The sequence below is a fragment of the Nocardia bovistercoris genome (assembly GCF_015674855.1).
Classification (GTDB): Bacteria; Actinomycetota; Actinomycetes; order Mycobacteriales; family Mycobacteriaceae; genus Nocardia; species Nocardia bovistercoris.
This window is the reverse complement of sequence record NZ_JADMLG010000002.1, coordinates 593,653-619,555: the sequence shown is the minus strand read 5'-3', so window position 1 is coordinate 619,555 and position 25,903 is coordinate 593,653. Positions and strand designations below refer to the sequence as shown.

Below are 25,903 nucleotides of genomic sequence, written 5' to 3'. Positions count from 1 at the left end.
TCAGCGGAACAGGACACAGGTGGTTGTGCCGTGCGCGACGAGGCGGTCCTGTTCGTCTACGACGCGGCCTTCGGCGGTGGCGGTGGTGCGACCGACGTGGATGGTGCTTCCGGTGGCGGTGAGCCTGCGTCCGTCGGTGGGGGCGGAGCGGATGTAGTTGATCTTCAGTTCCAGGGTGGTGTAGCCGACGCCGGGGTCGAGGGTGGTGTGCACGGCGCAGCCCATCACCGAGTCGAGCAGGGTCGCGCAGATGCCGCCGTGCGTGGTGCCGAGCGGATTGGCGAAGTCGGGGCGGGTGCGCAGTGCGAATACCGCGCGGCCGTATTCGAGTTCGTCCACCTCCATGCCGAGCAGGTCGCCGATGAACGGCGGGCGGTCCTGCCTCGTCATGGCGGCCCGCAGCAGTTCGAGTCCGGACATCGCGCCGAAGTCGGCTTCGGTGGTGGTCATGAATCCGTCCTTTCGATGAACCGATCGGTCCACATCTGTCATGATTGGAGCATGGACCGATCGGTTCATGCAAGATGTCCGTCCCGATCCCGACGACGTGCGCCGGAGTGGAGGAGATATGACCGCTGGGCCGCGCGAACGCCTGATCGACGGCGCGATCGACCTGGTACGCGAACACGGTGTGCACGGCGCGGGCCTCGCGGCCCTGCTCGACCGCAGCCGGGCCTCGCGCAACTCGCTCTACCAGCACTTCCCCTTCGGCAAGGGCGAACTGGTCGAAGCCGCGACCGTGGTCGCGGGTGAACGCATGTCCGCGGTGATCGCCAAGGTCACCGCGACCGGCGAACCCGCGCAGTGGCTGTCGGCGCTGACCGGATGGTGGCGCATCGGCCTCGAAGCCAGCGGCTACCGCGCGGGCTGCCCGATCGTCGGCGCCGCGCTCGCCGAATCCGAACCCGCCGTGCAGGCCGCCGCGGCCGCCGCCTTCGCCGACTGGACACGACGACTCGCGCATGCGCTGGCCGGTACCGGGATGCCTGTCGAGCGGGCCGAATCGCTGGCCGGATTCGTGGTCAGCGCCCTCGAAGGCGCGATCATCCAATCCCGCGCGCTGAAATCCACCCGGCCGCTCGACGACCTCGAGACCACGCTCGCGCCGCTGCTGCGCGAGTCGAACCGACGCGAACATCCTGCGGGATCGAGAAGCGACGGTTAGTCTGTGCGGCTGACGTGGCGCCCAACCCGCTGCCGATCGGCGCGCCTGCTGCCAATACACTGAGCCCGTGACGCAGACGACCGCCTCTGTCAATACCCAATCCCTCGGTGAGCTCGATCCCGAGCTGGCCGCCGCGATGGCGGGTGAGCTCGCCCGCGAGCGGGACACGCTCGAGATGATCGCCTCGGAGAACTTCGTACCGCGGGCGGTCTTGCAGGCCCAGGGCAGCGTGCTCACCAACAAGTACGCCGAGGGGTATCCCGGTCGTCGATACTACGGTGGCTGCGAGGACGTCGACGTCGTCGAGACGTTGGCGCGGGATCGGGCCAAGGCGCTGTTCGGCGCCGACTTCGCCAACGTGCAGCCGCATTCGGGCGCGCAGGCCAACGCCGCGGTGCTGATGGCGCTGATGGATCCGGGCGACAAACTGCTCGGTCTGGATCTGGCGCACGGCGGTCACCTGACCCACGGCATGCGGCTGAACTTCTCCGGCAAGTTGTACGAGGTGCATTCGTACGGGGTCAGCAAGGAAGACCACCGCATCGACATGGACGAGGTCGCCGACATCGCGCGCGCCTCGCGCCCCAAGGTGATCGTTGCGGGCTGGTCGGCCTATCCCCGGCACCAGGATTTCGCGGCGTTCCGTGAGATCGCCGACGAGGTCGGGGCCTACCTGTGGGTCGACATGGCGCACTTCGCCGGGCTCGTCGCGGCGGGTCTGCATCCCTCGCCGGTGCCGTACGCCGATGTGGTGTCCTCCACGGTGCACAAGACCCTCGGCGGTCCTCGCTCGGGTCTGATCCTGGCCAAGCAGGATTTCGCCAAGAAGCTCAACAGCGCGGTGTTCCCCGGTCAGCAGGGCGGTCCGCTCATGCACGCGATCGCGGCCAAGGCCGTGGCGTTCAAGATCGCGGCGGGCGCGGAGTTCGCCGACCGGCAGGCGCGCACGCTCTCGGGCGCGCGCCTGCTCGCCGAGCGGCTCACCGCCGCCGACGTGGCGGACAAGGGCGTCAGCGTGCTGACCGGCGGCACCGACGTGCACCTGGTGCTGGTCGATCTGCGCAACTCCCAGCTCGACGGTCAGCAGGGCGAGGATCTGCTGCACGAGATCGGGATCACCGTGAACCGCAACGCGGTGCCCTTCGACCCGCGCCCCCCGATGGTCACCTCCGGCTTGCGGATCGGTACCGCCGCGCTGGCCACCCGCGGTTTCGGCGACACCGAGTTCACCGAGGTCGCCGACATCATCGGCACCGCGCTGGCGGGCGGTTCGGATGTGGAGACCCTGCGCGGTCGGGTCTCGGCCCTGGCCAAGTCGGTTCCCCTCTACGACGGCCTCGAGGACTGGCGTCTGCTCGGCTGAGCGCTGAACGGTTCGCGACGCCCGCGTGCGAGTTCTCGCGCGGGCATCTTCTCGCGCGGGCACTGTCGCGCCGAGGCCGCGGCGGTTCAGTTCATTCGCGCCTTGGCTCTGATGATCGCCTCGTCGAGGTAGCGGGTGATGTCGACGCTGGTGGCGGGGCGGATCATGAGGGCGCGGTTGGCGGGGATCTCGCAGTAGCGGCCGTCTTCGGCGTCGATCCAACGTAGTCGCCCGGTGCGCAGTGCGTCGCTGTTGCGCGGGCCGAGGAAGACGCTGACCGCGCCGCGGGTGGTGCACGGGCGATTCCAGAAGCGGCGGTAGCGATCCTGGATCGCGCGGGCTGGATCGTTCTCGAAAGGGTCGGGGCGGTCGGTGGCCAGATCGGCGAGCAGGTAGGTCTTCTCCGAACCGTCGCCCGGTGGCGGATCGGGCAGCAGGCGAATCAGTTCGGTGGCCAATTGTTCACCGCGACAGCGCCGCAACCGGACCCGGCCGCCGTCGACATCCGGATTCTGAAGTGCGACAACACCCGCGCCGCCCCGGATCGCGCAGCCGATGGCACGCATCTCGGCGCCGCCGCGTCGATGGTCGATGCCGAGCAGTTCGATCCGCCATTCGGGCCTGCTCAGCACCGCGAGCGCGCGGCGCAAGGGATCGTTGTCGGGGTTGTCCAGTTCGGCGCGGAATTGCCGCTGGTAGGCATGATATTCGTGCATGCCGGGGAAGCGGCTGGTGAACCGGAACGGGAATGGCATCCGGTCGAGTCCGGTGCCGAACCACGCCGCGGCGAACTGTTCGGCGGTCAGTGTCCACTGCGCCATCAGTCGGCTCCGAGGACCGGCGGCACCGTGCGTTCCGGTTCGCCGAGCAGTTCCGCCGCGTGTTCCTCGGTGCGCAGGTAGCGCGGCGAACGGTGTTCGCCGTCACCCTCGCCCCTGCCGCGCGCGCCTGCGGGGCCCATGCCCGCGTAGCCGGACGAGCCCGCGACGGCGGGCCGCGCCGGGGCGGCCGCGGGTTGGGCCGGTGCCGACTGTGCCGCGGGCTGGGCGGGCACCGAGGCGCCCGGCCTCGGAGCCTGACCCGAATTCTGCGCAGGCGCCTGGCTGCTCGCCGGAACATCCGAGCGCACCGGACCGGTGCCGCCCTGGCTCGGCGCGGGGGCCGCGGCGGCGGGGCTTGTGCCCTGCTGGATCGGCTGTGGAGTCGACGCACGGGATGTCGAGGCGCCGAGCAGCGAAGCGAGGGTGGATGCCGAAGCCGGGACCGTGGATGCCGAGGCGGGGATCGTGGAAGCTGAGGCAGGGATTGTGGAAGCCGTGCTGCCCGCGGTTTGCGGCACGCCGTTCGGTGACGCGGTGGTCTGCGGATTCGTCGCGGCCGGGTCGGTGGACTGCGGCGGGGTTCCCGCCGCGCCGGTCCCGGGTTGCGGCGTCGTGGCCTCCGGTGTGGTGGCGGGCGTGGCGCCTGCGGGAACGGGGGAAACCGGTTGGGTCGCTTGCCCCGTGGCGGACGCGCCGGATTCGACCGGGGGCTGGGTGATGGGACTCGTTGCGGCCGCGCCGGAAGCGCCGGGAGTCGAGATCAGCGGTGACGTTCCCGTGCCGCCGGGCGCCGTCACGGCCGGGTGCGCCGGTGCGGGCAACGTCGGGATCTCGGGCGCGGTCGTTGCGTAGGGCCGGATGTAGTACGTGACCATATCGTCGCGCGCCTGCTCCTCCACCGAATTGCGCACCTCGGGGGTGGCCGACGAACTCGAGCTGTCGGGCACCGCCGGAATCGCCGCCTGGAACTGGGACGCGGCGTTGCCCGCCGCGGCGATCGGCGCCGACTGTCTGCCCAGTGCCTCGCCGAGTTCACCTACCTTCGCGGCGAACTCGCGGATGCCGCGCACCGCGGCATCGGCCGCCACACCTTCCCAGTGTTCGGTGATCGCGCTCTGGATCGCCGATTCGAACCGCTTGCCCGCGTCGGTGACTGCGGTGGCGATGGCGGCCCACGCGTCGACCGCGCCGGACAGCGCGTTCGGATTCATCTGGTCGGCGGCCTGTTTGATCTCCGCGTGCGAAAAACTCTGTGCGTTCTCGGGATTCGTGATGACCCGGCCATCGGTCGGTCTCATGACAGTCGCCGCTCCATGGCAGTGGCCCCTTCCGTCAGTGCCGTCTGACCATATAGACGCATTCCCGCCCGAACCGGTTCCATCGAAACACAGCCGATCCGCCGCCGCCCCCGAATCCACTCACCCGACCGGCGTCGAACGGTCGCCGCCGGCGGGTGCCGGATTCTTGTGCTCGGCCTGCACTGGATACTCCTGGCCCGCGGCGGATACTCGCGCTGGGTCTGCGCCGCCTAGTCGCGCCCGGTCCGCGCCGGGTACTCGCACCCCGCCTGCATCGGATAGTCGCGCAGTGCGATGTCCTCGCTCGCAGTGTCGGAGTACTTCAGCATCAGTGACCACAGCCGCGATCCGAGCAGTCGGTTGCGCAACGCGATGCCCCGCGCGGTCTTCGGAGCGAGGAAACGACCCGCGTTGCCGCGCCCGGCCATCCTGCTGTACCGACGCATGATCCGCTCGTACTCGGCGAAGGCGGCGCCGTATTCCCCGTCGTGACGGGCGAGTTCACCGGCGAGCACGTACGCACCGACCACCGCGAGTCCGGTGCCGAACCCGCCGAGGGTGTTCCCGTACGCGGAATCGCCGACGAGGGCGACTCTGCCCCTGGTGAATCCCGTCTTCGACATGTCGACCCTGCTGATCGAGTCGAGGTGGAATTCGTCGACTTCGCGCATCTCGTCGAGCATGCGCGGCACTTCCCAGCCGAGTCCGGCGAAGGTGCGGGCGAGCAGCGCCCGCTGTGCGGCGACGTCGTCGCGGGCGTAGCCGCCCGCGGGCGCGGCGAACAGGTAGAACTGCTGTGCTTTGGGACCGCCGCTCATCGCGAGCCTGCCCGGCGCGTTGTAGGCGGTGGCGCTCGCGCGCCGCGCGGGCGCGCCGTCGCGGTCGCGCCACGGACTCGCGCCTGCGATGCAGTAGTGGTAGCCGAGGTGGGTGACGAACCTGTCCTCGGGTCCGAAGGTCAGTTCCCGGACGCGCGAGTGGATGCCGTCGGCGCCGAGGACGAGGTCGAAGGTGCGCGGCGCGCCGTGTTCGAATTCGACGTGCACGCCCACGTTGTTCTCGGTGAGGGCGCACACCGTGTCGCCGAAGACGTATTCGCAGCGCGCGGCGGTGCGTTCGTACATGATTCCGGCCAGGTCGCCGCGCAGGATCTCCACGTCGCCGCCGGTGAATTCGCCGGACATGAAGGCCAGCCGCCCGCCGGTCTCGTCCACGAAGACCGTGTCCGTGGCGCCGGTGCGCATGGCGTGCACCTGTTCGGCGATGTCCATTCGCTCGAGCACGGTGCGCTGCGTCACTCCTTTGAAGTCGACGGCCTGACCGCCGGTCCGCAGGCACGGCGCCTTTTCGACGACGGTGACGTCGTATCCGTAGTGATCGAGCCAGTAGGCGAGGGCGGGGCCCGCGATGCTCGCGCCGCTGATCAGGACTTTCTTGCTGCTCATCGACTCTCCGATTCTGCGTCCGGCGTAATCTGTATCCATTGGACGCAGATTAGAGTATGGTGGACACAGTTTCGAAGTCAAGACGCCGGGTAAGGTTTCTCCGATGCCGCCTCCGACCACCGTCGAACTGCTGTGGGGTACCAGGCAACGTCCGAAACGCGGCCCGAAACCGGCGCTCACGCTGGAGAGCATCGTCGCCGCGGCCATCGCGCTCGCGGACGCGGAAGGGCTGGCCAACCTGTCCATGCAGCGCCTGGCCGAACGCCTCGGCTTCACCAAGATGTCGCTGTACCGGTACGTGCCGGGCAAAGCCGAACTGACCGCGCTGATGCTCGACGCCGGACTCGGCGCGCCACCCGATCTGCCCCCCGTCGACCCCGCGGCCGCCGAACCGTGGCGCGAGGCGCTGCGCGTCTGGTGCGAAACGATCCACGAGCGGTTCCGTGCGCACCCGTGGAGCCTGGAACTGGTGATCGGGGTGCGGCCGATCGGGCCGAACGAGATGGCCTGGATGGAAGCGGCACTGCGCGCGCTCGCCGACACCGGCCTCACCACCGCCGAGCGACTCGACACCATCGTCCTGCTGACCGGTCACGCGCGCGGCCTCGTACATCCGGTGTCCGCGGGCGACGCCGACGCGCTCCAGGAGCAAGTGGCGGCCCAGTTCGCCGAACTGACCGACGCCGCGGCGCTGCGCTTCCCCGCCGCGATCGCGGCATTCGCCGAGGCGGGCGCGGCGGCCGGGGGTGACGGGGCGCTGCGCTTCGGCATCGATCGGATCCTGGACGGACTCGGCGCCCATATCGCGCGCCGCCGCGCCGCGGCACCGCCTATCGTCGGATCATGACCGAAGAACTCACGCAGACCTCGATAACCACGGTCCGGGAATTCCTGTCCGCCATGGAATTGGGCGCGCTGGACGAAGCCGTGGAATTGCTCGATCCCGAGATCGTCTGGAAGAACACCTCGTTGCCCGATGTGCGCGGGGTGCGGCGGGTCGCGGGCCTGCTGCGCGGACTGTCCCGCGACAGCGTCGGCTTCGCGGTGGACATCCACCACATCGCCGCCGAGGACGGCGGCGAGATCGTGCTCACCGACCGCACCGACTACCTGCGGTTCGGACCGGTGCGCATCGCGTTCTGGGTGACCGGGACCTTCCGGCTGCGGGAAGGGCGGATCGTGCTCTGGCACGATCACTTCTCGTTCGAGAACTTCTTCCGAGGCACACTGGTCGGTCTGTTCCGAGCGGTGTTCGACCGCTCGGGCGCACAGCGACTCTGATCAGGAGTGCTCGGTCAGATACTCCAGGTAGATCGGGCGCAGCACCTCGGCGACCGCGCCGTCGCCCGCGTGCACGTAGTCGTCGAGCATGGGCAGCACCCATTTGATGTCGGCTTCGCTCTCGCCCACATTGCCCGCCGCCGCTTCGGCGGCGGGAATCGAGGTGAGCAGCCGCCACAGGAATCGCACGTCGCCGTGGCGCACCGCGAACTTCACCGCCCGGTCGTGCAGCTCCTTGGACGACAGCTTCTCCAGATCCTCGTTTCCGGCCATGAACCGACTCTAACCGGCGGGGGTGACCTGCGGCGACGACCGGCGAACCCGTGGTCGTTAACGGGAACTTCACCGACACGCCTCGCCGTCCCCGAGCGCGGACCGGGCAATCGAAGGTAGCGTCGATGCTGCGGACCGCGTCGTTGTGGTTCGCACGGGAGGTCCTGACCGTGACTGAGCTACTCAGTGCGAGGGGGCCGGCACCCGGCCCTCGTGGCATCTGACCAAGTCGGATCCATCAGGACGGACCGGTCCAGCGAGATCGTCCGCGCGGGTGCCGCACGGACACAAAGGAGCCCACCGTGACTGCTGCACGCTCCGTTTCCGCTCCCTCGGTGAGTACCCGCGATTCCGGGAATTCCACAGCCTGTTCCCATGGCGCCAAGACCTACGTCATCGACACCTCGGTCCTACTCTCCGATCCCTGGGCTTTCACCCGGTTCGGCGAACACGACGTGGTGCTGCCGCTGGTGGTCATCAGCGAACTCGAGGCCAAGAGGCACCATCACGAATTGGGTTGGTTCGCGCGGGAGGCCCTGCGCAACCTCGATGATCTGCGCCTGACCTACGGCAGGCTCGATCAGCAGGTGCCGATCGGCGCCGAGGGCGGCACGATGCAGGTGGAACTCAACCACACCGATCCCGCGGTACTCCCGGTCGGTTTCCGCACCGACACCAACGACTCTCGCATCCTGGCCTGTGCGCTCAATCTCGCGGCGGAGGGCCGCGAAGTCGTACTGGTGTCGAAAGATATTCCGCTGCGCGTCAAGGCGGGCGCCGTCGGTCTGCGCGCCGACGAGTACCACGCCCAGGACGTGGTCATCTCCGGCTGGTCCGGCATGGTCGAACTCGATGTCGCGACCGCGCGGGTCGACCAGATCTACGCCGAGTCCGTCATCGAACTCGACGAGGCGCGGGAACTGCCCTGCCACACCGGCGTCCGGCTGCTCGGCCCGAGTTCCAGCGCGCTGGGCCGGGTCACGGCCGACAAACGGGTGCAGTTGGTGCGCGAACGCGAGGCGTTCGGCCTGCACGGCCGTTCCGCCGAACAGCGCATCGCCCTCGATCTGCTGCTCGACGAGAGCATCGGCATCGTTTCGCTCGGCGGCAAGGCGGGTACCGGCAAATCCGCGCTGGCGCTGACCGCTGGACTCGAAGCGGTGCTCGAGCGTCGCACCCAGCGCAAGGTCGTGGTGTTCCGCCCGCTGTACGCGGTCGGCGGCCAGGATCTCGGCTACCTGCCCGGCAGTGAGAGCGAGAAGATGGGCCCGTGGGCTCAGGCCGTCTTCGACACTCTCGACGGGCTCGCCTCGGCGGAGGTCATGGAGGAGGTCCTCAGCCGCGACATGCTCGAAGTGCTGCCGCTGACCCATATTCGCGGCCGGTCGCTGCACGACTCCTTCGTGATCGTGGACGAGGCGCAGTCGCTGGAGCGCAATGTGCTGCTCACGGTGCTCAGCAGGCTGGGCAGCGGGTCGCGGGTGGTGCTCACCCACGATGTCGCGCAGCGCGACAACCTGCGCGTCGGCAGGCACGACGGCGTCGCGGCGGTGATCGAGAAGTTGAAGGGCCATCCGCTGTTCGCACACATCACCCTGACCCGCAGCGAACGGTCGCCGATCGCCGCGTTGGTCACCGAGATGCTGGAGGAATACGGCCCCAACGCCTGAGTGGCAACTTCTCGGCATGTGTTCGACACATCTGACCGAGTGTCGCCCGCGCGATAGCGGGTAGAGGCGATGGCCTGGCGAATCCCGGTGATCCGCCAGGCCATCGCGGAACAGGCGCGTGGCTGTCGGGACGGTGTGAGATCATGGCCCGGTCCCGGACACCGTCCGGCGAACTTCCATCCCCGCGTCGCGGGCCGAGCAGCTAGGTTGTGGTGGTGCAGAACTTGTTGACCGATCGTGAGCTGCTCGAATCACTCGCGGACGAAGTGGAACTGAACCTCCGTCGGCACACACAGATCGCCGACGGGTGGCAGCCCCACGACTACGTGCCGTGGGACAACGGTCGCAACTTCGGGTTCCTCGGCGGAACCGATTGGGCGCCGGAACAATCCGAACTCGGCGAGGTCGCCAAACTGGCGTTGACGGTCAGCGTGCTCGTGGCCGACAACCTGCCCTCCTACCACCGCGAGGTCGGCAAGTACCTGCGCACCGGCGCGTGGTGGCGCTGGGTCGGCCGGTGGACGGCCGAGGAGAACCGGCACGAGATCATGATCCGCAACTACCTCATGGTCACCCGCTCGGTCGATCCGGTGGAGCTGGAACGGTTGCGGATGGACCACATGACCAAGGGCTTCCGCCGCCCGCCCCAGCACCTGCTCTCGGTACTGGTCACCTGTGCCTTCGAGGAGACCGCCGCCGCGATCCGGCACCGCAACACCGCTGCTCTGCAAGAGAATCCGTTGGTCACCGCCATGGCCGAGCGAATCGCCGCCGACGACGAACTCCAGGCGGAATTCTTCGCCGACCTGGTCGCCGCCGGATTCCAGATCGCCCCCGACCAGACCGTGCGCGCGATCGCCGACAGCGTCGCCGCCTTCCGTGTCCCCGAGATCACCCTGCCCGACGGCCGCAGCAGCGACCAGGTGCTGGCCGAAGCCGGAATCTACGATCCGGCGCGCGAGCACGAACTGGTCTTCGCGCCGCTGCTCGAGCGGTGGAATGTCTTCGCCCGCACCGATCTCGGCGAGGACGGAGAACGCGCCCGCGCCGAACTCGCGCACCTGCGCGCCTGACCGTCTCCGGTCGGCTCTTCGGAGCCGACCGGATGTCGCGGCCTACTCGCCCTTGTCGACCTTCGCCATGGACAGCACATCCAGGCGCCGGTCGAGTTCCTCGAGGCTGAGCGCGTCGCCGATGAGACCGCGATCGATCACCGTCTGCCGGATCGTCTTCTTCTCCTTCAACGCCTCCTTCGCCACCGCCGCGGCCTCCTCGTAGCCGATCGCGGAATTGAGCGGCGTCACGATCGAAGGCGAGGATTCGGCGAGGGTGCGCAGATGCTTCTCGTTGGCCGCGAGCCCGTGCACGCACTTGTCGGCGAACAGGCGAGATACGTTGGTCAGCAACCGAATCGACTCCAGCAGGTTGCGCGCCATGACCGGAATGTAGACGTTCAACTCGAACGCGCCGTTCGCGCCGCCGAAGGCGACGGTCGCGTCGTTGCCGATGACCTGCGCGGCGACCTGCGTAACCGCCTCCGGCAGTACCGGATTCACCTTGCCCGGCATGATCGAGCTGCCGGGCTGCAGGTCGGGGAGTTGGAGTTCACCGAGACCGGTCAGCGGACCCGAGCCCATCCAGCGGATGTCGTTGGCGATCTTGGTCAGACTCACCGCGATGACGCGCAGCGCGCCCGACGCCTCGACCAGGCCGTCACGCGCGGCCTGCGCCTCGAAATGGTCCTCGGCCTCGGTGAGCGCGTCGATACCGGTGGAACGGCGCAATTCCGCCACCACCGCGGCGCCGAAACCGTCGGGCGCGTTGAGTCCGGTGCCGACCGCGGTGCCGCCGATGGGCAGTTCACCGAGCCGGGGCAGGGTCGCCATCGCGCGCTCGATACCGGCGGCGACCTGCCGGGTATAGCCGCCGAACTCCTGCCCGAGGGTGACCGGAACGGCGTCCATGAGATGGGTGCGGCCGGACTTCACGACCGTGCGCCACGCGCTCGCCTTGTCCAGTAACGCCAATCGCAGATGTTCCAGCGCGGGCACCAGATCCTTGATGACGGCCTCGGTGGCGGCCAGATGCGTCGCGGTCGGGAACGTGTCGTTGGAGGACTGCGACATGTTCACGTGGTCGTTGGGATGCACGTCGACGCCGTTGGCCTTCGCGATCGACGCGATCACCTCGTTGGCGTTCATATTCGAGCTGGTGCCCGAACCGGTCTGGAAGACGTCGATGGGGAACTGGTCGTCGTGGCGGCCGTCGGCGATCTCGTTCGCCGCGGCGATCACGGCGTCGGCCTTGTCGGCGGCCAGCAACCCCAGATCCCGGTTCACCTTCGCGCACGCGGCCTTCAACAGTCCGAGCGCGCGGATCTGCGCGCGTTCCAGACCGCGTCCGCTGATCGGGAAGTTCTCCACGGCCCGCTGGGTCTGCGCGCGCCACAGGGCGTGCACCGGTACCCGAACTTCGCCCATGGTGTCACGCTCGACTCGGTATTGCGTCTCGTCGGTCATGGTTCCGACCCTATGTCGCGCTCGTTCCCGGTGGGGCTGCCATGCATGAGCGACGTGCCGTATCCGTCGTGCTCGAGGTCGAGTCGTCTCGACAGCGCCGGCGATGCGCGCTCGTCGTCCGGCGCGATTGATTCGCGTTCGCGCGCCGCGCAAGAAGACGATATCGAGTCGCGGATAACTGAGCGCCGGGGCCTGACATCGGTGGGTGTTCGTGCGTGAATCTCGACGGGAGCCTCCATCGAATTCGGCGACGGACGCTCCGGTGCGCGGCAGTCGATGCGGGTGCGGCGACGAAAAAGACGCGCAGCCTGCGGCGTACGCGTCTTCGGATTCGGAGGGCAGCCCCGGTCAGGGCAGCGGGGGTACGGCGTCCTCGTCGCCGATGAAGTCGACCGAGGAGTACTCGCGCAACTTGGTGAGGCGGTGGTACGCGTCGATCATGCGGACGGTGCCCGACTTGGAACGCATCACGATCGATTGCGTGGACGCGCCGCCGCCGTAGTAGCGCACCCCGCGTAGTAGATCACCGCCGGTGACGCCGGTGGCGCAGAAGAAGATATTGTCGCCCGACACCAGATCCTCGGTGATCAGCACCCGGTCCAGGTCGTGACCCGCGTCGATCGCCTTCTGGCGCTCGTCGTCGTCCTTCGGGGCGAGCATGCCCTGCAACGCGCCGCCCATACAGCGTATCGCGGCGGCGGCGATGATGCCCTCGGGCGTGCCGCCGATGCCGACCAGGATGTCGGTGCCGGAATCGGGGCGGGCTGCGGCGATCGCGCCCGCCACGTCTCCGTCGGAGATCAGCCGGATGCGGGCGCCCGCATCGCGCACCTGCTGGATCAGCTCGGCGTGCCGCGGCCGGTCGAGGATGCAGACGGTGAGGTCCGACTTCGACAGGTTCTTCGCCTTGGCGACCCGCGCGATGTTCTCCGCGATCGGGGCGGAGATATCGATCACATCGGCGGCTTCGGGGCCGACGGCGATCTTGTGCATGTAGAACACTGCGGACGGGTCGAACATCGCGTCGCGCTCGGCGACGGCGAGCACCGAGATCGCGCCGGGTGAACCCTTGGACATGAGCGTGGTGCCGTCGATCGGGTCGACCGCGAAGTCCACCTCGGGACCGGTGCCGTCGCCCACCGCCTCGCCGTTGTAGAGCATGGGCGCCTCGTCCTTCTCGCCCTCGCCGATCACGACGGTGCCGCGCATGGAGACCGAGTTGACCAGTTCGCGCATGGCATCGACGGCGGCGCCGTCGCCACCCTCCTTGTCGCCGCGGCCGACCCAGCGGCCCGCCGCCATGGCGCCCGCCTCGGTCACCCTGACCAGTTCGAGCGCAAGGTTGCGGTCCGGGGCCTCGCGGCGGCTGGGTGCTGGCGAAGTTGCCGTCATGGCGGGTGCCTCCCTCGGTTGGTTCGTTCCGTACGATTGTCTCATTTCCGGATTTCGCGCCCGCGCACCAGATGGCGCTGTCGGTCGGGTCCTGCGGTGAGCGCGTCGCACGGTGAGTGGATACTGAAGGCGTGTCCTACCAAAAGCCACGCATCCTGCACGACTACCGGGATCTGTTCTTCTCGCTGATCCCATTGGTGCTGATCGCGGTGGTATTCGCCGGTCTGGCGAGCCAGTGCAGCTTCTCCGGCACCGGCCCGACCGAGGGCAAGATCCCGACATTCGACGTGCACACGGCGTTGACATCCGACGCCCGCACCCTGTCGTTCGCGATCCGCGACCCCGCCGTCCCCGCGACCTGGACACCCAACTCGGGACGCCGCGACACCGCCACCGGCCCCGGCGGCGGCCAGATCAGCACGGTCGGCTACATCACCGACTCCGGCGCGTACATGCAACTCACCCAGAGCAACGCCACCGACGAAACCCTGGCTCGCCACATCCTCGGCTCCCGCTATGCCAGCGGAATCGAACAGGTCGGCGACCGCAAATGGACCGTCTTCGCCGAGCCGACCGAGGAAACAGCGTGGATCGCCGACCTCGGCCAAACCAGGGTGCTCATCAAGGGCGCGGGCGACAAGGACGACTTCACGATCCTCGCCCGCGCGGTCGGGGACGCGCCGCCGCTCGCGCGCTGAACGCCGTCGGTTCGGACGGCGGTGCATCCGGTTCGGTGTCTCGCGTGGTTCGGGTCGGTGCGCGAAGTCGATCGGCGCGCCGGTGCTCCCGAGGCGACAGGTTTGCCCGGTCGGTCGCGGCTCACGTTCGGCGGTGGCCGACGATATTGACGATCGTTCCCGACGGGTCGCGGACGAAGAAGCGTCGTACGCCCCACGGTTCGTCGCGCAGTGCGTAGACGATCTCGGCGCCCGCGGCGACCAGTCCGGCGTGCACGTCGTCCACGTCGTCGACCTCGACGCTCATGTCCGGTTGGAGTCGTTCGGCGCCGGGGCCGAGCAGCAGTACCTGGGCGGTGGGGTTGGTGGGGGAGGCCATGGTGACCACCCAGCCCAGGTCCATGGCTTCCTCGAAGCCGAGCAGCCGGTAGAACTCGCGGCTGCGTTCCATGTCGTCGGTGCGGATATCGGGGGTGGCGCGGCGAATGCCCATGCCTTTGCTCCTAGACCTGCTCCTCGGCGTCGGATCGGGATATCGCGTCCTCGACGCGTCGGCGCGCGCCCGCCAGATGCTGTTCGCAGCGGGCCGCCAATGCCTCGCCGCGCTCCCACAGGGCCAGCGACTCGTCCAGGTCCATACCGCCCTGCTCGAGCATCTTCACGACGTTGACCAGTTCGTCGCGGGCGCGTTCGTAGCCGAATCCGCGGATCTCCACCAGTTCGGCGGTATCTGCCGACTCGGCGTCGGCCAGGTCGGTGTCGCTCGCGGCGGCTCTGCCTGCATCGGTCACCGTCGGTTCCTTCCGGTCTGCTTCTGGTTGTCGGGAAGCGCCTGTGCCACAACACTTTTCCCGAGTGATTCGGCGCCGAGTGCGGCCGCGGTGACCGCGCCGTCGGCGACCCTGACCCGCAATTGGCTGCCCGCGGGCGCGTCCCCGACGGTGCGCACCACATGCCGTTCCTTGCCCGCGACGCGCTGCACCACAGCGTAGCCACGGGCGAGGGTGGCGGCGGGGCCGACGGCGACGAGCTTCTCGCGCAGATGTCGCGTCGCGGTGGCCTCGCCGTCGACCAGGCGTTCGGCGCAACGTCTCGCGGTGGTGCGCAATCGTTCGACGTCCTCGGCGCGCCGCTCGATATCGCGCAGCGGGTCGGCCAGCGCCGGTCGCGAGCGCAACTGGGCCAGCGCCCTCGTCTCCCGCTCGACCCAACCGCGCAGCGCCGCCGCGGCCCGCACTCGCATGTCGTGTACCCCGGCGAGTTCGGCGGCGGCGTCGGGCACGATGCGCTTGGCGGCGTCGGTGGGAGTGGCCGCGCGCAGGTCGGCGACCAGATCGCTGATCGGGGTGTCGGGTTCGTGGCCGATGGCGCTGACGATCGGCGTGCCCGCGGCCGAGATCGCCCGGCACAGGGCCTCGTCGGAGAAGGGCAGTAGATCTTCCACGCTGCCGCCGCCGCGCGCGAGCACGATCACCTCGACGGCGCCGTCACCGTCGAGTTCGGCGAGGGCGCGCACGATCTGCGGCACCGCGGTCGGCCCCTGGACCGCGGTGTTGCGGATCTCGAAACGCACGGCGGGCCAACGGTTTCGGGCCACCGTCACGACATCGTGTTCGGCCGCGCTGCCGCGCCCGGTGATCAACCCGACGGTGGCGGGCAGGAACGGGATCGGCCGTTTGCGGCGCGGATCGAACAGGCCCTCGGCATCGAGCAGCGCCTTGAGGCGTTCGATCCTGGCCAACAGCTCACCGACGCCGACCGGACGAATCTCGATGGCCCGCAACGAGATCGTGCCGCGCCCGACGAAGAACGACAGCTTGCCGTACACGACGACACGGCTGCCCTCCTGAAGGGGCACGGGGGAGCGGCGCAGCAGCTCGGGATCGCAGGTCACCGACAGCGACATGTCGGCCGAAGGGTCGCGCAGCACGAGGAACGCGGTGCGCGCGCCCGGTCGTGGACTCATCTGGGTGATCTGCCCCTCGACCCACACGCTGCCGAGCCTGTCGATCCATTGCGCGACCTTGACGGCGACGGTGCGCACCGGCCACGGATGGTCGGCGGAGTTGGCGGGGGCCGTACCGTCCTGAGTCATACCGCCAGATATACGCGCACGGTCCGACAAGTGCGCGGCGGGTCGGTCCGTGTCCGCACCGGCCGCTTATTCGCGTTCGGCGGTCACTGCGCGCGGACGGTGGCGATCCGGTTGGTGAGCATCGTGACGAACGGCGCGCGGTCGCGGGTGCGCTGTTCGTAGTCGAGCAGCGCGCCGAGATCCTCGACCGTCAGCATCCGCAGGCGGGCGCGCAACTGGGCAAGGGTCATGTTCGCGTAGTCGTATCGCGTGGCGACCTCCGGTTCCGCGGCCGGAGCGTCGTTTTCCGGCGTTTCGGCGGCCGGTGTGATCGGGCTCGCCGCTGTGAGGTCGATCTCCGAGCCGTCTAGCACGGTGACGGAATGGCCGTTCGTATCGGTTGCCGCGTCGGGTTCCTCGCCTTCGAACAGGTCGAAGCGACTGGACCTACCGGCCGTGTTCGGGGGCGCGCCGAAGGTTTGCTCGGAATCGAGATCCTCGTCGAAGGTGGCCCAATCGGGCTGCTCTTCGCGGGTGCTGCCGAGACGGTCGAAAACCGCGTCGCCCTTCAGTGCGAGGCTGGTCACGAACTGCTGGACGTGCATGGAGGTCTGGAGAAGCTGACTGATCGCCGTGATCGGGAAGTTCATCGCCGCCGTCGGTAGCCGGCGTGTCTCCTCGAGGGCGTAGACGGCCGCGCCTGCTGCGACACGGGCCAGGTACGGGGGTCGGAACATGGTCCTAGCCTGCCCGATGCGTCGGGTTATGCAAAGGCAATGTGTCACGGACGGATTCTCCCCGCACCTCCGCCCGGTTAGCGGGCGCGGTACGCAAGTAAGCTGGGGCGCATGTCTTCGGCCATCCCCTTGAACGTCGGAATCACCCGCTCGGCGGGCTCAGGAACCGCCGGTGCCGATGCCAAACGCGTCCTGCTAGCCGAGCCGCGCGGCTACTGCGCCGGCGTCGACCGCGCGGTGGAAACCGTGGAGAAGGCGCTGGAGAAACACGGCGCCCCCATCTACGTCCGCAAGGAGATCGTGCACAACCGCCACGTCGTCGAGACGCTGCGCGAACGCGGCGTGATCTTCGTCGACGAGACCGACGAGGTACCGGAAGGCCAGGTCGTGGTCTTCTCGGCGCACGGCGTGTCGCCCGCGGTGCACGCCACGGCCGCCACCAGGAACCTGCACACCATCGACGCGACATGTCCGCTGGTCACCAAGGTGCACCAGGAGGCCAAGCGCTTCGCCCGCGACGACTTCGACATCCTGCTCATCGGCCACGAAGGCCACGAGGAGGTCGAGGGCACCGCCGGTGAGGCGCCCGAGCACGTGCAACTGGTCGACGGGCCCGGCGCGGTCGACAAGGTCACCGTGCGCGACGAGAACAAGGTGATCTGGCTCTCCCAGACCACCCTCAGCGTGGACGAGACCATGGAGACGGTGCAGCGGCTGCGCGAGCGGTTCCCGCTGTTGCAGGATCCGCCGAGCGACGACATCTGCTACGCCACGCAGAACCGCCAGGTCGCGGTGAAGGCGATGGCGCCCGAATGCGATCTGGTGATCGTGGTCGGCTCGCGCAACTCCTCCAACTCGGTGCGTTTGGTCGAGGTCGCCCTCGGCGCGGGCGCGAACGCCGCCTACCTGGTCGACTACGCCCGCGAGGTCGATCCGGCCTGGCTCGACGGCGTGCGCACCGTCGGCATCACCTCCGGCGCCTCGGTGCCGGAGATCCTGGTGCGCGGCGTGCTCGACATGCTCGAGGAATACGGATTCGCGGATGTGCAGCCGGTGACCACGGCCAACGAGACCCTGGTCTTCGCCCTGCCTCGCGAGTTGCGCGCCGCGCGCGGCTAACGCTTCTCCGGCTTGCGACGCTCGGCGCGCTGCGGGTCGCGATAGCGCACATTGGGTCGCGGATGCGGCGGTGCCTCGCCGCGTCCGCGCCCACCACGCTGCGGCTCGTTCTCCGCGCGCGGCACGGGTTTGTTCTGGGCACGAGCGGTGGCGTTGTTCTGGCCGCGCGGCGCGGTGTTGTTCTGCGCGCTCGGCGCGGCTTTGCTCTGGCCGCGTGGCGCCGCGGCGTTCTGGCCGCGTGGTGCGGCGTCGTTCTGCGCGCTCGGCGCCGCATTGTTCTGGCCGCGTGCCGCGGCGGCGGGCGGTCGGCCGTTGCGTGCGGCCGGACGTCCTTCCCGCGGTCTGCCCTTGGCCGCCACCCTCGGCGGTTTGTCGGCCACCTCGTCGCTCGGACGCCTGCCGCCGGGACGCGGCGGTTCGTACTTGTCGGTCTTCTGATCGCTGATGTCGACGACCGGTTCCGGTGTCGGCTTCGGCTGCCGAGGCCGGCGCTTGAGCGGCGCGTCCGGGGAGCGCGTGGCTTTGGCGGGCTTGCCTTTGCTCTTGCTCTTGACCGAGCCCTTGCGCGGCCGGTCGGCCGAGGAGTCGCGGCCCCAACTCGTTCCCCGCTTGGCTTCGTCGCCGCGCTCCTGCGCCTCCGCACGGCGATGCAGGTGAATGCGCAGTCCGCCGATCACGAGAACCAGCGCGGTGGCGAGCATCATCGTCGGGAAGCGGTCGACCAGCGGGATCGCCAGATTCAGCAGGATGTCCTTGCCGCTGGTCGACGCCCGGCCGGTGAGCTGCTGATACGCCAGCGGGACCGCGATGAACAACAGCAGCGGCGGCAGCACCATGGTGGTGAAAAGGCCGCGATATCGCACGGCGGAGACCGCCGCCACACACCCCGCCACGTACAGCGCGGCGAAGGTACCGGTCAGGTCTCCGCCCTCGCTCTTGGCGTCGATGAGAAACCCGAGAAACGTGCTGGCAACCGCAATGAGGACCGCAGCCCCGGCCGGTATTCCCGGCACCGAAGGCAGGATCGAACGTTGCGGCGCGGGCGTACGGGAACGCACACGTTGGGAAGCAGCCACGCATTGAACACTAACCGCCGCCGCGACGGCAGGCGTTACGGCACGGCCACAGGCCGGTTCCGCGCGGTGCACCGGATGGTTGCGCGCGAGGTCACCGGGGATATGCGGGGGCCGTTCCGGTCATCGGTCCATGTCGGTGCTCCGGTTCAGTCCTCGGAGTCGGCGAAACCGACCGCCCTCGGCCACGAGTCGACCCGCCGCACCGCCGGTACGTCCTGTTCGGCGATCTCGAGATCGTGCAGTTTGCGCGCGGTGACCAGGACCCGCGACTCCACCGAGGCGACGGTCTGGTTGAAGGCGTCGACGGTCTTGCCGAGTTGTGCGCCGAGCCGGTCGAGGTGCTTGCCGGTCAGACCGAGGCGTGCGTAGAGCTCCCTTCCCAATTGCTGGATCGTTGCCATATCGCGGGAGACGGCCTCCTGGCGCCAGCCGAAGGCGACCGTGCGCAGCAGCGCGATCAGCGTCGTCGGGGTGGCCAGGATCACATTGCGGCCGAATGCGTACTCCAACAGCCCGGAATCGGTGGTGAGGGCGGCGTCCAGGAACGGATCGCCGGGCACGAAGAGGACCACGAACTCCGGGCTGGGATCGAAGGCCGCCCAGTACGCCTTGTCGGCGAGCTGATCGATATGGGTCCGCAGGTGTTTGGCGTGGCGGCGCAACAGGTCGGCGCGGACGTCGGGATCATCGGCGGCGGCCGCGTCGAGATAGGCGGTGAACGGCACCTTCGCGTCGACCACGACCTGTCGGCCGCCCGCGAGCCGGACCACGAGATCGGGGCGGACGAGCCCGATCCGCTCGCCGTCGCCGCGCCCGGCCCGGCTCACCTGGGTGTCGAAGTCGCAGTGCCGCGTCATGCCCGCGAGTTCCACAACGCGCTCGAGCTGTATCTCGCCCCAGCGCCCGCGCACCTGCGGCGCCCGCAACGCGGACACGAGTTGGCCCGTCTGGCTCGACAGTTGATGGGAGGTGCGCTGCATGCCCGCGACCTGTTCGCGCAGCCCGGAATAGGCGTCGACGCGCTGATGCTCCACGCGCTGGATGTGCTGGTTGAGCGCGCCGAGCGCCTCGCGCAGCGGTTCGACCAGCGCGCCGACCGCGAGTGCATGCCTGCGCGCCGCATCCTCGTTCGCCGCGCCGAGGGATTGGCGCAGCAGCCGTTCGTTGTCGGCGGACACCGAAAGCCGCGCCTCCGCCGCGGCCGTCCGCTGACCGGCCCGCGCGGTGTGCCCGAGCCAGCCGATTCCCATTCCCGCGATGAACACCAGCATCAGTGCGACGAGCATCGGTGCGGTCATGACGCCGATAGTGCACCACGGCACCGACAAGTTCCGACCCGACCGGCTATCGGAGGGCATCGAGTCGTCGCCACGGCCTTGAAGTGCTCGAATGGCCGAGCATTCGGCCTGCGCCGTCGATTCCGGCAAACAGGACTGCGGTCGCGTGCCGCACGGACCGGGCGCGCACACCGTCGACGTGCGGATTCCGGTCGGTCGCACGGTGATCGGAGCGCGACGAAACACCGACGAACACGCCGGGACAAACGTGGCGAATCCGACACGGGCGGTCGGACGATTGAATTCTGTCGGTGGGTGCGCCTACGGTTTCGGCCCATGCGGATGCTGCACACCTCGGATTGGCACATCGGGCGTACTTTTCACGGCGTCGACCTGCTGGCCGACCAGGACAGCGCACTGCGCGCCATCGCCGAACTGGTGCGCGCGGAGTCGGTCGACGTCGTCGTCATTCCGGGCGACATCTACGACCGGTCCATTCCCAGCGCCGACGCTATCGCGGTGTGCAACCGGGGATTCGAGGCGATCAGGGCCGCCGGCGCGGTGATCGTGGCCACCTCGGGCAATCACGACTCGCCGACCAGGCTCGGCGCGGGCGCCCGGTTCGCCGCGGCGGGCGGCCTGCATCTGCGCACCACCGTCGCGGGCGCCGAGGATCCGGTGCTGTTGCGCGACGAGCACGGCGAGGTCGCCTTCTACGGCATCCCCTACCTGGAACCCGAGATCACCCGCGCCGAACTCGGTGTGCCGCAGGCGCGTTCGCACGCCGAGATCCTCGACGCGGCGATGGGACGGATCCGGGTCGACATCGAACGCCGCGCCGGGACCCGCACGGTGGTGCTCGCCCACGCCTTCGTGGTCGGCGGGGAGTCGACGGGTTCGGAGCGGTCCATCTCGGTCGGCGGAGTGGAGACGGTGCCGCGTTCGGCCTTCGACGGCATCGACTATGTGGCGCTCGGGCATCTGCACTCCCCGCAGACCCTCTCGGAGTCGGTTCGGTATTCGGGATCGCCGCTGGCCTACTCGTTCGCGGAGAACTCGCACCGCAAGGCGGTATGGATCGTCGATCTGGACGAGTCCGGTCTGCGCGCGGTGCACCGACGGGATCTACCTGCGGTGCGCGGGCTCAGCAGGCTCACGGGCACGGTGGAGGAATTGCTCGGTGACCCGGCGCATTCCGCCGCCGAGGAGCACTACGTATCCGCGACCCTCACCGACAAGGCCCGTCCCGTCGACGCGCTGCGCACCCTGCGCGACCGGTTCCCGCATATCGTGCACGTGGAATGGTCACGCCCGGAAGGGAATCCGGAATTGCGCTACCGTGAACGCGTGCACGGTAGACGTGATATCGAGGTGGCGCGGAGCTTCATCGCCGATGTGCGGGGAACGCCGAGCACGGGCGAAATCGCCTGGCTGGACAAAGCGCTCGCGGCGGCGGTCGCGGTCACCGAGCGCGCGGGCGATACCGGTCCCGCACTCGCCGAGGACGTCAGCGCATGAAGCGCGAGCACAGCGGTGCCGCGCGCCCGGTCCTCGGTGTCGCCGCATGAGGCTGCACCGGCTCGAGATGACGGCCTTCGGTCCGTTCGCCGAAACCACCGTGATCGATTTCGACCAACTCGGCGCCGACGGCTTGTTCCTGCTGCACGGACAGACCGGTGCGGGCAAGACGACGGTCCTCGACGCCATCGCCTTCGCGCTGTACGGCAGCGTGCCCGGCGCGCGCGGCGAGAGCAAGCGGTTGCACTCCGACCACGCCGACGCGCGCACGCCACCGCGGGTCTCATTGGAGGCGACCCTCGGTAGCAGACACCTGCGCCTGATCCGCACACCGGAATTCCAGCGGCCGAGCAAGCGGGCCAAAAGCGGTTGGGTCAAGGAGAATCCGGCCGCGACACTGGAGTGGCTGGACGGGCGCGGGGTGAACCTGTCACGGCTCACCGATATCGGCGACGAGGTGATCCGGCTGCTCGGCATGAGCGCCGACCAGTTCTTCCAAGTGGTGTTGCTGCCGCAGGGCGATTTCGCGCGATTCCTGCGCGCGGACAACGAGGAGCGCGAGAAGCTGCTCGAAAAGCTCTTCGACACACAGCGTTTCGGATCGGCCGAACAGTGGCTCGCGGACAAGCGCCGCGCCTCCGAGGCCGATATGAAGGTGCGAACCGAGTCCATTCAGCGACTCATCGACAATGTGGCGATGGCGGCGGGGCGCCACGTCACCGATGCCGTCGAACCCGACGACGCGGTGGCGTGGTCGCAGAATCTGCTGGCCACCGCGAAATCCGAACTGCGCACGGCCACCGCGGAATCAGAAGTACGCCAGCAGGAATCCACCGACGTCCACACCCATGCCGAGCAGCAACGCCGCGCGCACGAGGCGCGCGCACGAGTGGCGCAGGCTCGCGCCGCACTCGATGCGTATGCCACGGGGGCCGACCATCGCGCCGCGCTGCACGCCGAACTCGAGTCGGCGCGCCGGGCCGAACCGGTCTCCGAGGCGATCGACGAAGCCAGGGCCGCGGTCATGGCGAGTCGCGCACGTGATTCCGAAAAGCAGCAGGCCGCAATGCGATTGACGCATGCCTTGCGCGCTCCTGAAGCGGCGGATCTCGATGTCGCCGAGCTGATGATCTCCGCCGCCGAACGGCGGGCGGATGCTGATGCCGAACCGTCCCCGGTCGCCGATGCCGAGTCGCGCCCGCACTCCGGTGCCGATCTGGACGCGGGCTCCGTACGAGGCGCCGATGCTGATGCCGAGTCGCGTCCGGTCGCCGGTGCCGATCCGGATGCCGTACAACGCTCGGATGTCGATGCGGTACTGCGTCCGTACGCCGGTGCCGATCTGGGCGCGGGCTCCGTACGAGGCGCCGATGCCGAGTCGCGTCCGGTCGACGATACCGATCCGGATGCCGTACGACGCTCGGATGTCGATGCCGGACTGCGCCCGTACGCCGGTGCCGATCTGGACGCGGGCGCTGTACGGCGCTCGTTCGCCGATGCCGAGTTGCGTCCTGACGCCGATATCGACGCCGCGATCGTGCGGTGGGGCCGCCGTATCGGCGCCTTGGACGAAGTACGGGGTACCGCCGCGGCGGCCGATGAACTGACCGAGCAGACCACTCGGCTCGGCGCCGAAGCACAGCGGCTCGAGATCCGGGTAGCGGAGCTGATCCGACGCCGCGATCAGCTGCCCGCGACCATTGCCGCCGCCGAGACGCGATTGCGCGAAGCCACCGCAGCCGCGGCCATCCTGCCCGCGCTCACCACCGAACTCGAGCGGCTTGAGAAGGCCACGAGCGCGGCCGCCGCACTCGCGCGGCATCGCCGAACGCTCGACCGGGCGCACGTGGAATTCGAATCCGCGCGCGCCACGCACAACGACGCCAGGGCACTGGTGCTCGACCTGCGCGAACGGCGGCTCACCGGAATGGCGGCCGAACTAGCCGCGGGACTCGAGGACGGCGCCCCGTGCGCGGTATGCGGTTCCGCCGACCATCCCTCGCCCGCGCAACCAACCGCACACGCGGTCTCCGAAAAGGCCGAGAGCAAGGCCGTCGCGGCGGAACGGACCGCCGAACAGGCGCGCGACCGGATCCGCGACGGGATAGTCACCCTCGAACGCGAGATCGAGACCTTCCGCGCCGCAGGCGGCGACGCCGACCCGGTCGAACTCGCCGCCACTCGCCGCGCCGCCGCCGACCGGCACGCCGACACACTCGAAATCGCCGAACTGGTAGGTGAATTCACCGACGAGACAGCACGGCTGCGCACCGAGCAAACCCGCGTGCAAGACGACCTCCGCGAAGCGGAAACACAGCGCGGCACCGTCACCACGCGCATCGCCGCCGCCAGAACCAGGCTGGGCGAACTCACCGAGCGATTGCGCGCGGCCGCGGGCGCCGACACCGATATCGAGGCTCGCCGCCGCCGCATCGACGCACTCATCACCCACGCCACCGCATACCGCGATGCCTGCGCCGAGGCGGCGGCGGCAGCGGAGCAGGTCGAGGTGGTGGCAACGCGCGTCGAGAGCTCGGCCCGCGCGGCCGGATTGATTCCCGCCGAATTCGACCACGCGCACCCCGGCTCCGCGCGTGTCGACTCTGCCACCGCCGGTGCGCGTCCCGAGCCCGCACGTGACGCGGTGGCGCTGCTGACCGCCTACGCGCGTGTCGTGGCCGCGGCCGCGCGCACCGCGAGTCGTCGGGAGGAGATCGAGACCGAGCTGCGCGAGGCCGATCACGCCAGGGTGCGCGCGGAAGCCGTACTCGCCGAACCGGAGACCCGCGCGGCCGCCGCCGTCGCGGCCGAGGACCTCACGGAGGTGGAACGCCGGGTGCAGGAGGCGCGGGCCGCGCTCAATGCCGCCGTCGCCGCCCACGCCGAGGCCACCCGACGCGTGAACCTGCTCGAGCAGCTGGGCGGACAGCTGTGGGCCGCACTCGACCACATCGCCCCACTGCACAAAGCGCACGCCGAGCTCGCCGCACTGGCGGAGGTCGTCGCGGGACGCGGCGAGAACAACCGCCGCATGTCGCTGCGCTCCTACGTGCTGGCGGCCCGCCTCGAGGAGGTGGCGATCGCGGGTTCGGTACGGTTGCGCCGGATGTCCGGCGGCCGCTACGAATTCGTGCACACCGACCGCGCGGGCACCCACGGTCGCCGCGGCGGCCTCGGCCTCGACATCCGCGACGACTACACCGGCGCCATCCGCCCCGCGAAGACCCTCTCCGGCGGCGAAACCTTCATGGCCTCGCTGTCATTGGCGCTCGGCCTGGCCGACACCGTCGCCGCCGAATCCGGCGGCATGGTCCTGGACACCCTGTTCATCGACGAGGGTTTCGGCGGTCTCGACGCCGACACCCTCGACGCCGTCATGGGCGTCCTCGACGAACTCCGCGCGGGCGGCCGCGTGGTAGGCATCGTCAGCCACGTCGACGAGATGCGCCAACGCATCCCGAGCCGCCTACACGTGATCCGCGGCCGATCCGGCTCCCACGTCCGAACCACGGTCGCCTGACGCGGGGTAGTATATGTTGACGACGTGATTGATATATACGCGGAGGTGGCTCATGACGAAGCGTCTGGTCGATCTGGATGACGAACTGCTCGACGCAGCGAAACAGGAGTTGGGGACCACCGGCGTCTCGGACACGGTGCGCACCGCCTTGCGCGCGGCGGTGGCAGCGGCGGCGCGAGCTCGGCACGCGGAATGGCTCATCGAAGGGGGAATGAAGGATATGGCCGATCCCGAACAGCGGTCCCGCGTATGGCGCTGACCGCGCGCTTTCTCATCGATACCAGCGCGGTCGCCCGCATGCACCATCCCTCGGTCGGCGAGCGGCTCGCTCCGTTGATCGAAAGTGGACTCGCGGCCACCTGCGCGACGTTGGACGCCGAAGCGCTCTACAGCGCGCGCGATCCCGTCGAATACGAGAACGTCCGCTCCCAGCGCAGGCTCGGCTTCGAATACCTGGCGACCGACGACGAGCACTGGCAGCGAGCTTTCACGATCCAACGCGAACTCGCCCGCCGTGCACGGCACCGAGAAGTAGGCATCGCCGACCTCCTCACGTCCGTCCTGGCCGCCGAGCACCGCCTGGTACTCGTCCATTACGACGCCGACTTCGAGACGGTTGCCTCGATCATCGACCTCAACCACCGCTGGGTGGTCCCGCGCGGCACCCTTTAGGCACTG

General features: G+C 69.1%; 25 protein-coding genes. 12 read left to right on the top strand and 13 right to left on the bottom strand.

What is annotated here, in order from left to right:
* Positions 1-450 carry a PaaI family thioesterase gene (locus IT779_RS06845; protein WP_196148299.1) on the bottom strand — a complete coding sequence of 150 codons (450 nt, stop codon included), beginning with the start codon at positions 448-450 and terminating at the stop codon, positions 1-3.
* A 118-nt stretch (positions 451-568) separates the two neighbouring features.
* Between IT779_RS06845 and IT779_RS06840 the strand changes: the two genes are divergently transcribed.
* Together IT779_RS06840 and glyA are read left to right on the top strand one after the other, a co-directional pair.
* A complete protein-coding gene (locus IT779_RS06840) occupies positions 569-1,165 on the top strand; it encodes a TetR/AcrR family transcriptional regulator (RefSeq protein ID WP_196148298.1) in 597 nt (198 codons plus the stop codon).
* A gap of 67 nt (positions 1,166-1,232) precedes the next feature.
* The gene (gene glyA, locus IT779_RS06835) at positions 1,233-2,528 is read left to right on the top strand and encodes a serine hydroxymethyltransferase (protein ID WP_196148297.1); all 1,296 of its coding nucleotides are present in this window, start codon (positions 1,233-1,235) and stop codon (positions 2,526-2,528) included.
* Between the two features lie 86 nt (positions 2,529-2,614).
* On the opposite strand, the gene IT779_RS06830 is transcribed toward glyA, so the two are convergent.
* The 3 genes from IT779_RS06830 to IT779_RS06820 all read right to left on the bottom strand — a co-directional run bounded on the left by IT779_RS06830 (position 2,615) and on the right by IT779_RS06820 (position 6,092).
* Positions 2,615-3,349: an ESX secretion-associated protein EspG gene (locus tag IT779_RS06830; RefSeq protein ID WP_196148296.1), complete on the bottom strand. Its 735-nt coding sequence runs from the start codon at positions 3,347-3,349 to the stop codon at positions 2,615-2,617.
* Positions 3,349-4,647, bottom strand: coding sequence for a hypothetical protein (locus IT779_RS06825; protein ID WP_196148295.1), 1,299 nt, complete (start codon positions 4,645-4,647; stop codon positions 3,349-3,351). The genes IT779_RS06830 and IT779_RS06825 overlap by 1 nt, the downstream gene beginning before the upstream one ends.
* 230 nt (positions 4,648-4,877) lie before the next feature.
* Positions 4,878-6,092 (bottom strand): FAD-dependent monooxygenase, encoded by a 1,215-nt coding sequence (locus tag IT779_RS06820; protein WP_196148294.1) that lies wholly within the window; start codon positions 6,090-6,092, stop codon positions 4,878-4,880.
* 103 nt (positions 6,093-6,195) lie between these two features.
* On the opposite strand from IT779_RS06820, the gene IT779_RS06815 reads away from it, so the two are divergent.
* Both IT779_RS06815 and IT779_RS06810 read left to right on the top strand, forming a co-directional pair.
* On the top strand, positions 6,196-6,939 hold the full coding sequence (locus IT779_RS06815; RefSeq protein ID WP_196148293.1) for a TetR/AcrR family transcriptional regulator: 744 nt from the start codon (positions 6,196-6,198) through the stop codon (positions 6,937-6,939).
* Positions 6,936-7,373 carry a limonene-1,2-epoxide hydrolase family protein gene (locus IT779_RS06810; RefSeq protein WP_196148292.1) on the top strand — a complete coding sequence of 146 codons (438 nt, stop codon included), beginning with the start codon at positions 6,936-6,938 and terminating at the stop codon, positions 7,371-7,373. The genes IT779_RS06815 and IT779_RS06810 overlap by 4 nt, the downstream gene beginning before the upstream one ends.
* On the opposite strand, the gene IT779_RS06805 is transcribed toward IT779_RS06810, so the two are convergent.
* Positions 7,374-7,646, bottom strand: coding sequence for a hypothetical protein (locus tag IT779_RS06805; RefSeq protein WP_196148291.1), 273 nt, complete (start codon positions 7,644-7,646; stop codon positions 7,374-7,376).
* Positions 7,647-7,948: 302 nt separating this feature from the next.
* Here IT779_RS06805 and IT779_RS06800 point away from each other — a divergent pair, with 302 nt between their 5' ends.
* Both IT779_RS06800 and IT779_RS06795 read left to right on the top strand, forming a co-directional pair.
* The gene (locus IT779_RS06800; RefSeq protein ID WP_196148290.1) at positions 7,949-9,316 is read left to right on the top strand and encodes a PhoH family protein; all 1,368 of its coding nucleotides are present in this window, start codon (positions 7,949-7,951) and stop codon (positions 9,314-9,316) included.
* 215 nt (positions 9,317-9,531) lie between these two features.
* A complete protein-coding gene (locus IT779_RS06795; RefSeq protein WP_196148289.1) occupies positions 9,532-10,389 on the top strand; it encodes an acyl-ACP desaturase in 858 nt (285 codons plus the stop codon).
* Positions 10,390-10,431: 42 nt separating this feature from the next.
* Here the strand turns inward: IT779_RS06795 and IT779_RS06790 are convergent, their stop codons facing one another.
* Both IT779_RS06790 and glpX read right to left on the bottom strand, forming a co-directional pair.
* Positions 10,432-11,835, bottom strand: coding sequence for a class II fumarate hydratase (locus IT779_RS06790; RefSeq protein ID WP_196148288.1), 1,404 nt, complete (start codon positions 11,833-11,835; stop codon positions 10,432-10,434).
* 348 nt (positions 11,836-12,183) lie between these two features.
* Positions 12,184-13,227 (bottom strand): class II fructose-bisphosphatase, encoded by a 1,044-nt coding sequence (gene glpX / locus IT779_RS06785; protein ID WP_196148287.1) that lies wholly within the window; start codon positions 13,225-13,227, stop codon positions 12,184-12,186.
* A 131-nt stretch (positions 13,228-13,358) separates the two neighbouring features.
* On the opposite strand from glpX, the gene IT779_RS06780 reads away from it, so the two are divergent.
* Positions 13,359-13,925: a DUF4245 domain-containing protein gene (locus IT779_RS06780; protein WP_196148286.1), complete on the top strand. Its 567-nt coding sequence runs from the start codon at positions 13,359-13,361 to the stop codon at positions 13,923-13,925.
* A 121-nt stretch (positions 13,926-14,046) separates the two neighbouring features.
* Here the strand turns inward: IT779_RS06780 and IT779_RS06775 are convergent, their stop codons facing one another.
* The 4 genes from IT779_RS06775 to IT779_RS06760 all read right to left on the bottom strand — a co-directional run bounded on the left by IT779_RS06775 (position 14,047) and on the right by IT779_RS06760 (position 16,715).
* Entirely contained in the window at positions 14,047-14,397 is a 351-nt protein-coding gene (locus tag IT779_RS06775) for a VOC family protein (RefSeq protein WP_196148285.1), read from the bottom strand.
* 10 nt (positions 14,398-14,407) lie between these two features.
* On the bottom strand, positions 14,408-14,656 hold the full coding sequence (locus tag IT779_RS06770; RefSeq protein WP_196148552.1) for an exodeoxyribonuclease VII small subunit: 249 nt from the start codon (positions 14,654-14,656) through the stop codon (positions 14,408-14,410).
* A gap of 35 nt (positions 14,657-14,691) precedes the next feature.
* A complete protein-coding gene (xseA, locus tag IT779_RS06765; RefSeq protein WP_196148284.1) occupies positions 14,692-15,999 on the bottom strand; it encodes an exodeoxyribonuclease VII large subunit in 1,308 nt (435 codons plus the stop codon).
* A gap of 83 nt (positions 16,000-16,082) precedes the next feature.
* A complete protein-coding gene (locus tag IT779_RS06760; RefSeq protein WP_196148283.1) occupies positions 16,083-16,715 on the bottom strand; it encodes a lipid droplet-associated protein in 633 nt (210 codons plus the stop codon).
* Between the two features lie 111 nt (positions 16,716-16,826).
* Here IT779_RS06760 and IT779_RS06755 point away from each other — a divergent pair, with 111 nt between their 5' ends.
* Positions 16,827-17,834, top strand: a complete 1,008-nt coding sequence (locus IT779_RS06755; protein ID WP_196148282.1) for a 4-hydroxy-3-methylbut-2-enyl diphosphate reductase — start codon at positions 16,827-16,829, stop codon at positions 17,832-17,834.
* Here the strand turns inward: IT779_RS06755 and IT779_RS06750 are convergent.
* On the bottom strand, positions 17,831-18,910 hold the full coding sequence (locus IT779_RS06750; RefSeq protein WP_196148281.1) for a DUF6542 domain-containing protein: 1,080 nt from the start codon (positions 18,908-18,910) through the stop codon (positions 17,831-17,833). The two genes, IT779_RS06755 and IT779_RS06750, sit on opposite strands and share 4 nt — an antisense overlap.
* 146 nt (positions 18,911-19,056) lie before the next feature.
* The gene (locus tag IT779_RS06745; RefSeq protein WP_196148280.1) at positions 19,057-20,208 is read right to left on the bottom strand and encodes a DNA recombination protein RmuC; all 1,152 of its coding nucleotides are present in this window, start codon (positions 20,206-20,208) and stop codon (positions 19,057-19,059) included.
* Between the two features lie 315 nt (positions 20,209-20,523).
* Here IT779_RS06745 and IT779_RS06740 point away from each other — a divergent pair, with 315 nt between their 5' ends.
* The 4 genes from IT779_RS06740 to IT779_RS06725 are packed head-to-tail and all read left to right on the top strand — an operon-like array spanning position 20,524 to position 25,897.
* Complete coding sequence (locus IT779_RS06740; RefSeq protein ID WP_196148279.1) at positions 20,524-21,705, top strand: exonuclease SbcCD subunit D; 1,182 nt, start codon at positions 20,524-20,526, stop codon at positions 21,703-21,705.
* 46 nt (positions 21,706-21,751) lie between these two features.
* Positions 21,752-25,225 carry an AAA family ATPase gene (locus IT779_RS06735; protein ID WP_196148278.1) on the top strand — a complete coding sequence of 1,158 codons (3,474 nt, stop codon included), beginning with the start codon at positions 21,752-21,754 and terminating at the stop codon, positions 25,223-25,225.
* 52 nt (positions 25,226-25,277) lie between these two features.
* Entirely contained in the window at positions 25,278-25,484 is a 207-nt protein-coding gene (locus tag IT779_RS06730) for a DUF2191 domain-containing protein (RefSeq protein ID WP_196148277.1), read from the top strand.
* A complete protein-coding gene (locus IT779_RS06725; RefSeq protein WP_196148276.1) occupies positions 25,475-25,897 on the top strand; it encodes a PIN domain-containing protein in 423 nt (140 codons plus the stop codon). Before IT779_RS06730 ends, IT779_RS06725 begins: the two co-directional genes overlap by 10 nt.
* Positions 25,898-25,903: the final 6 nt, after the last annotated feature.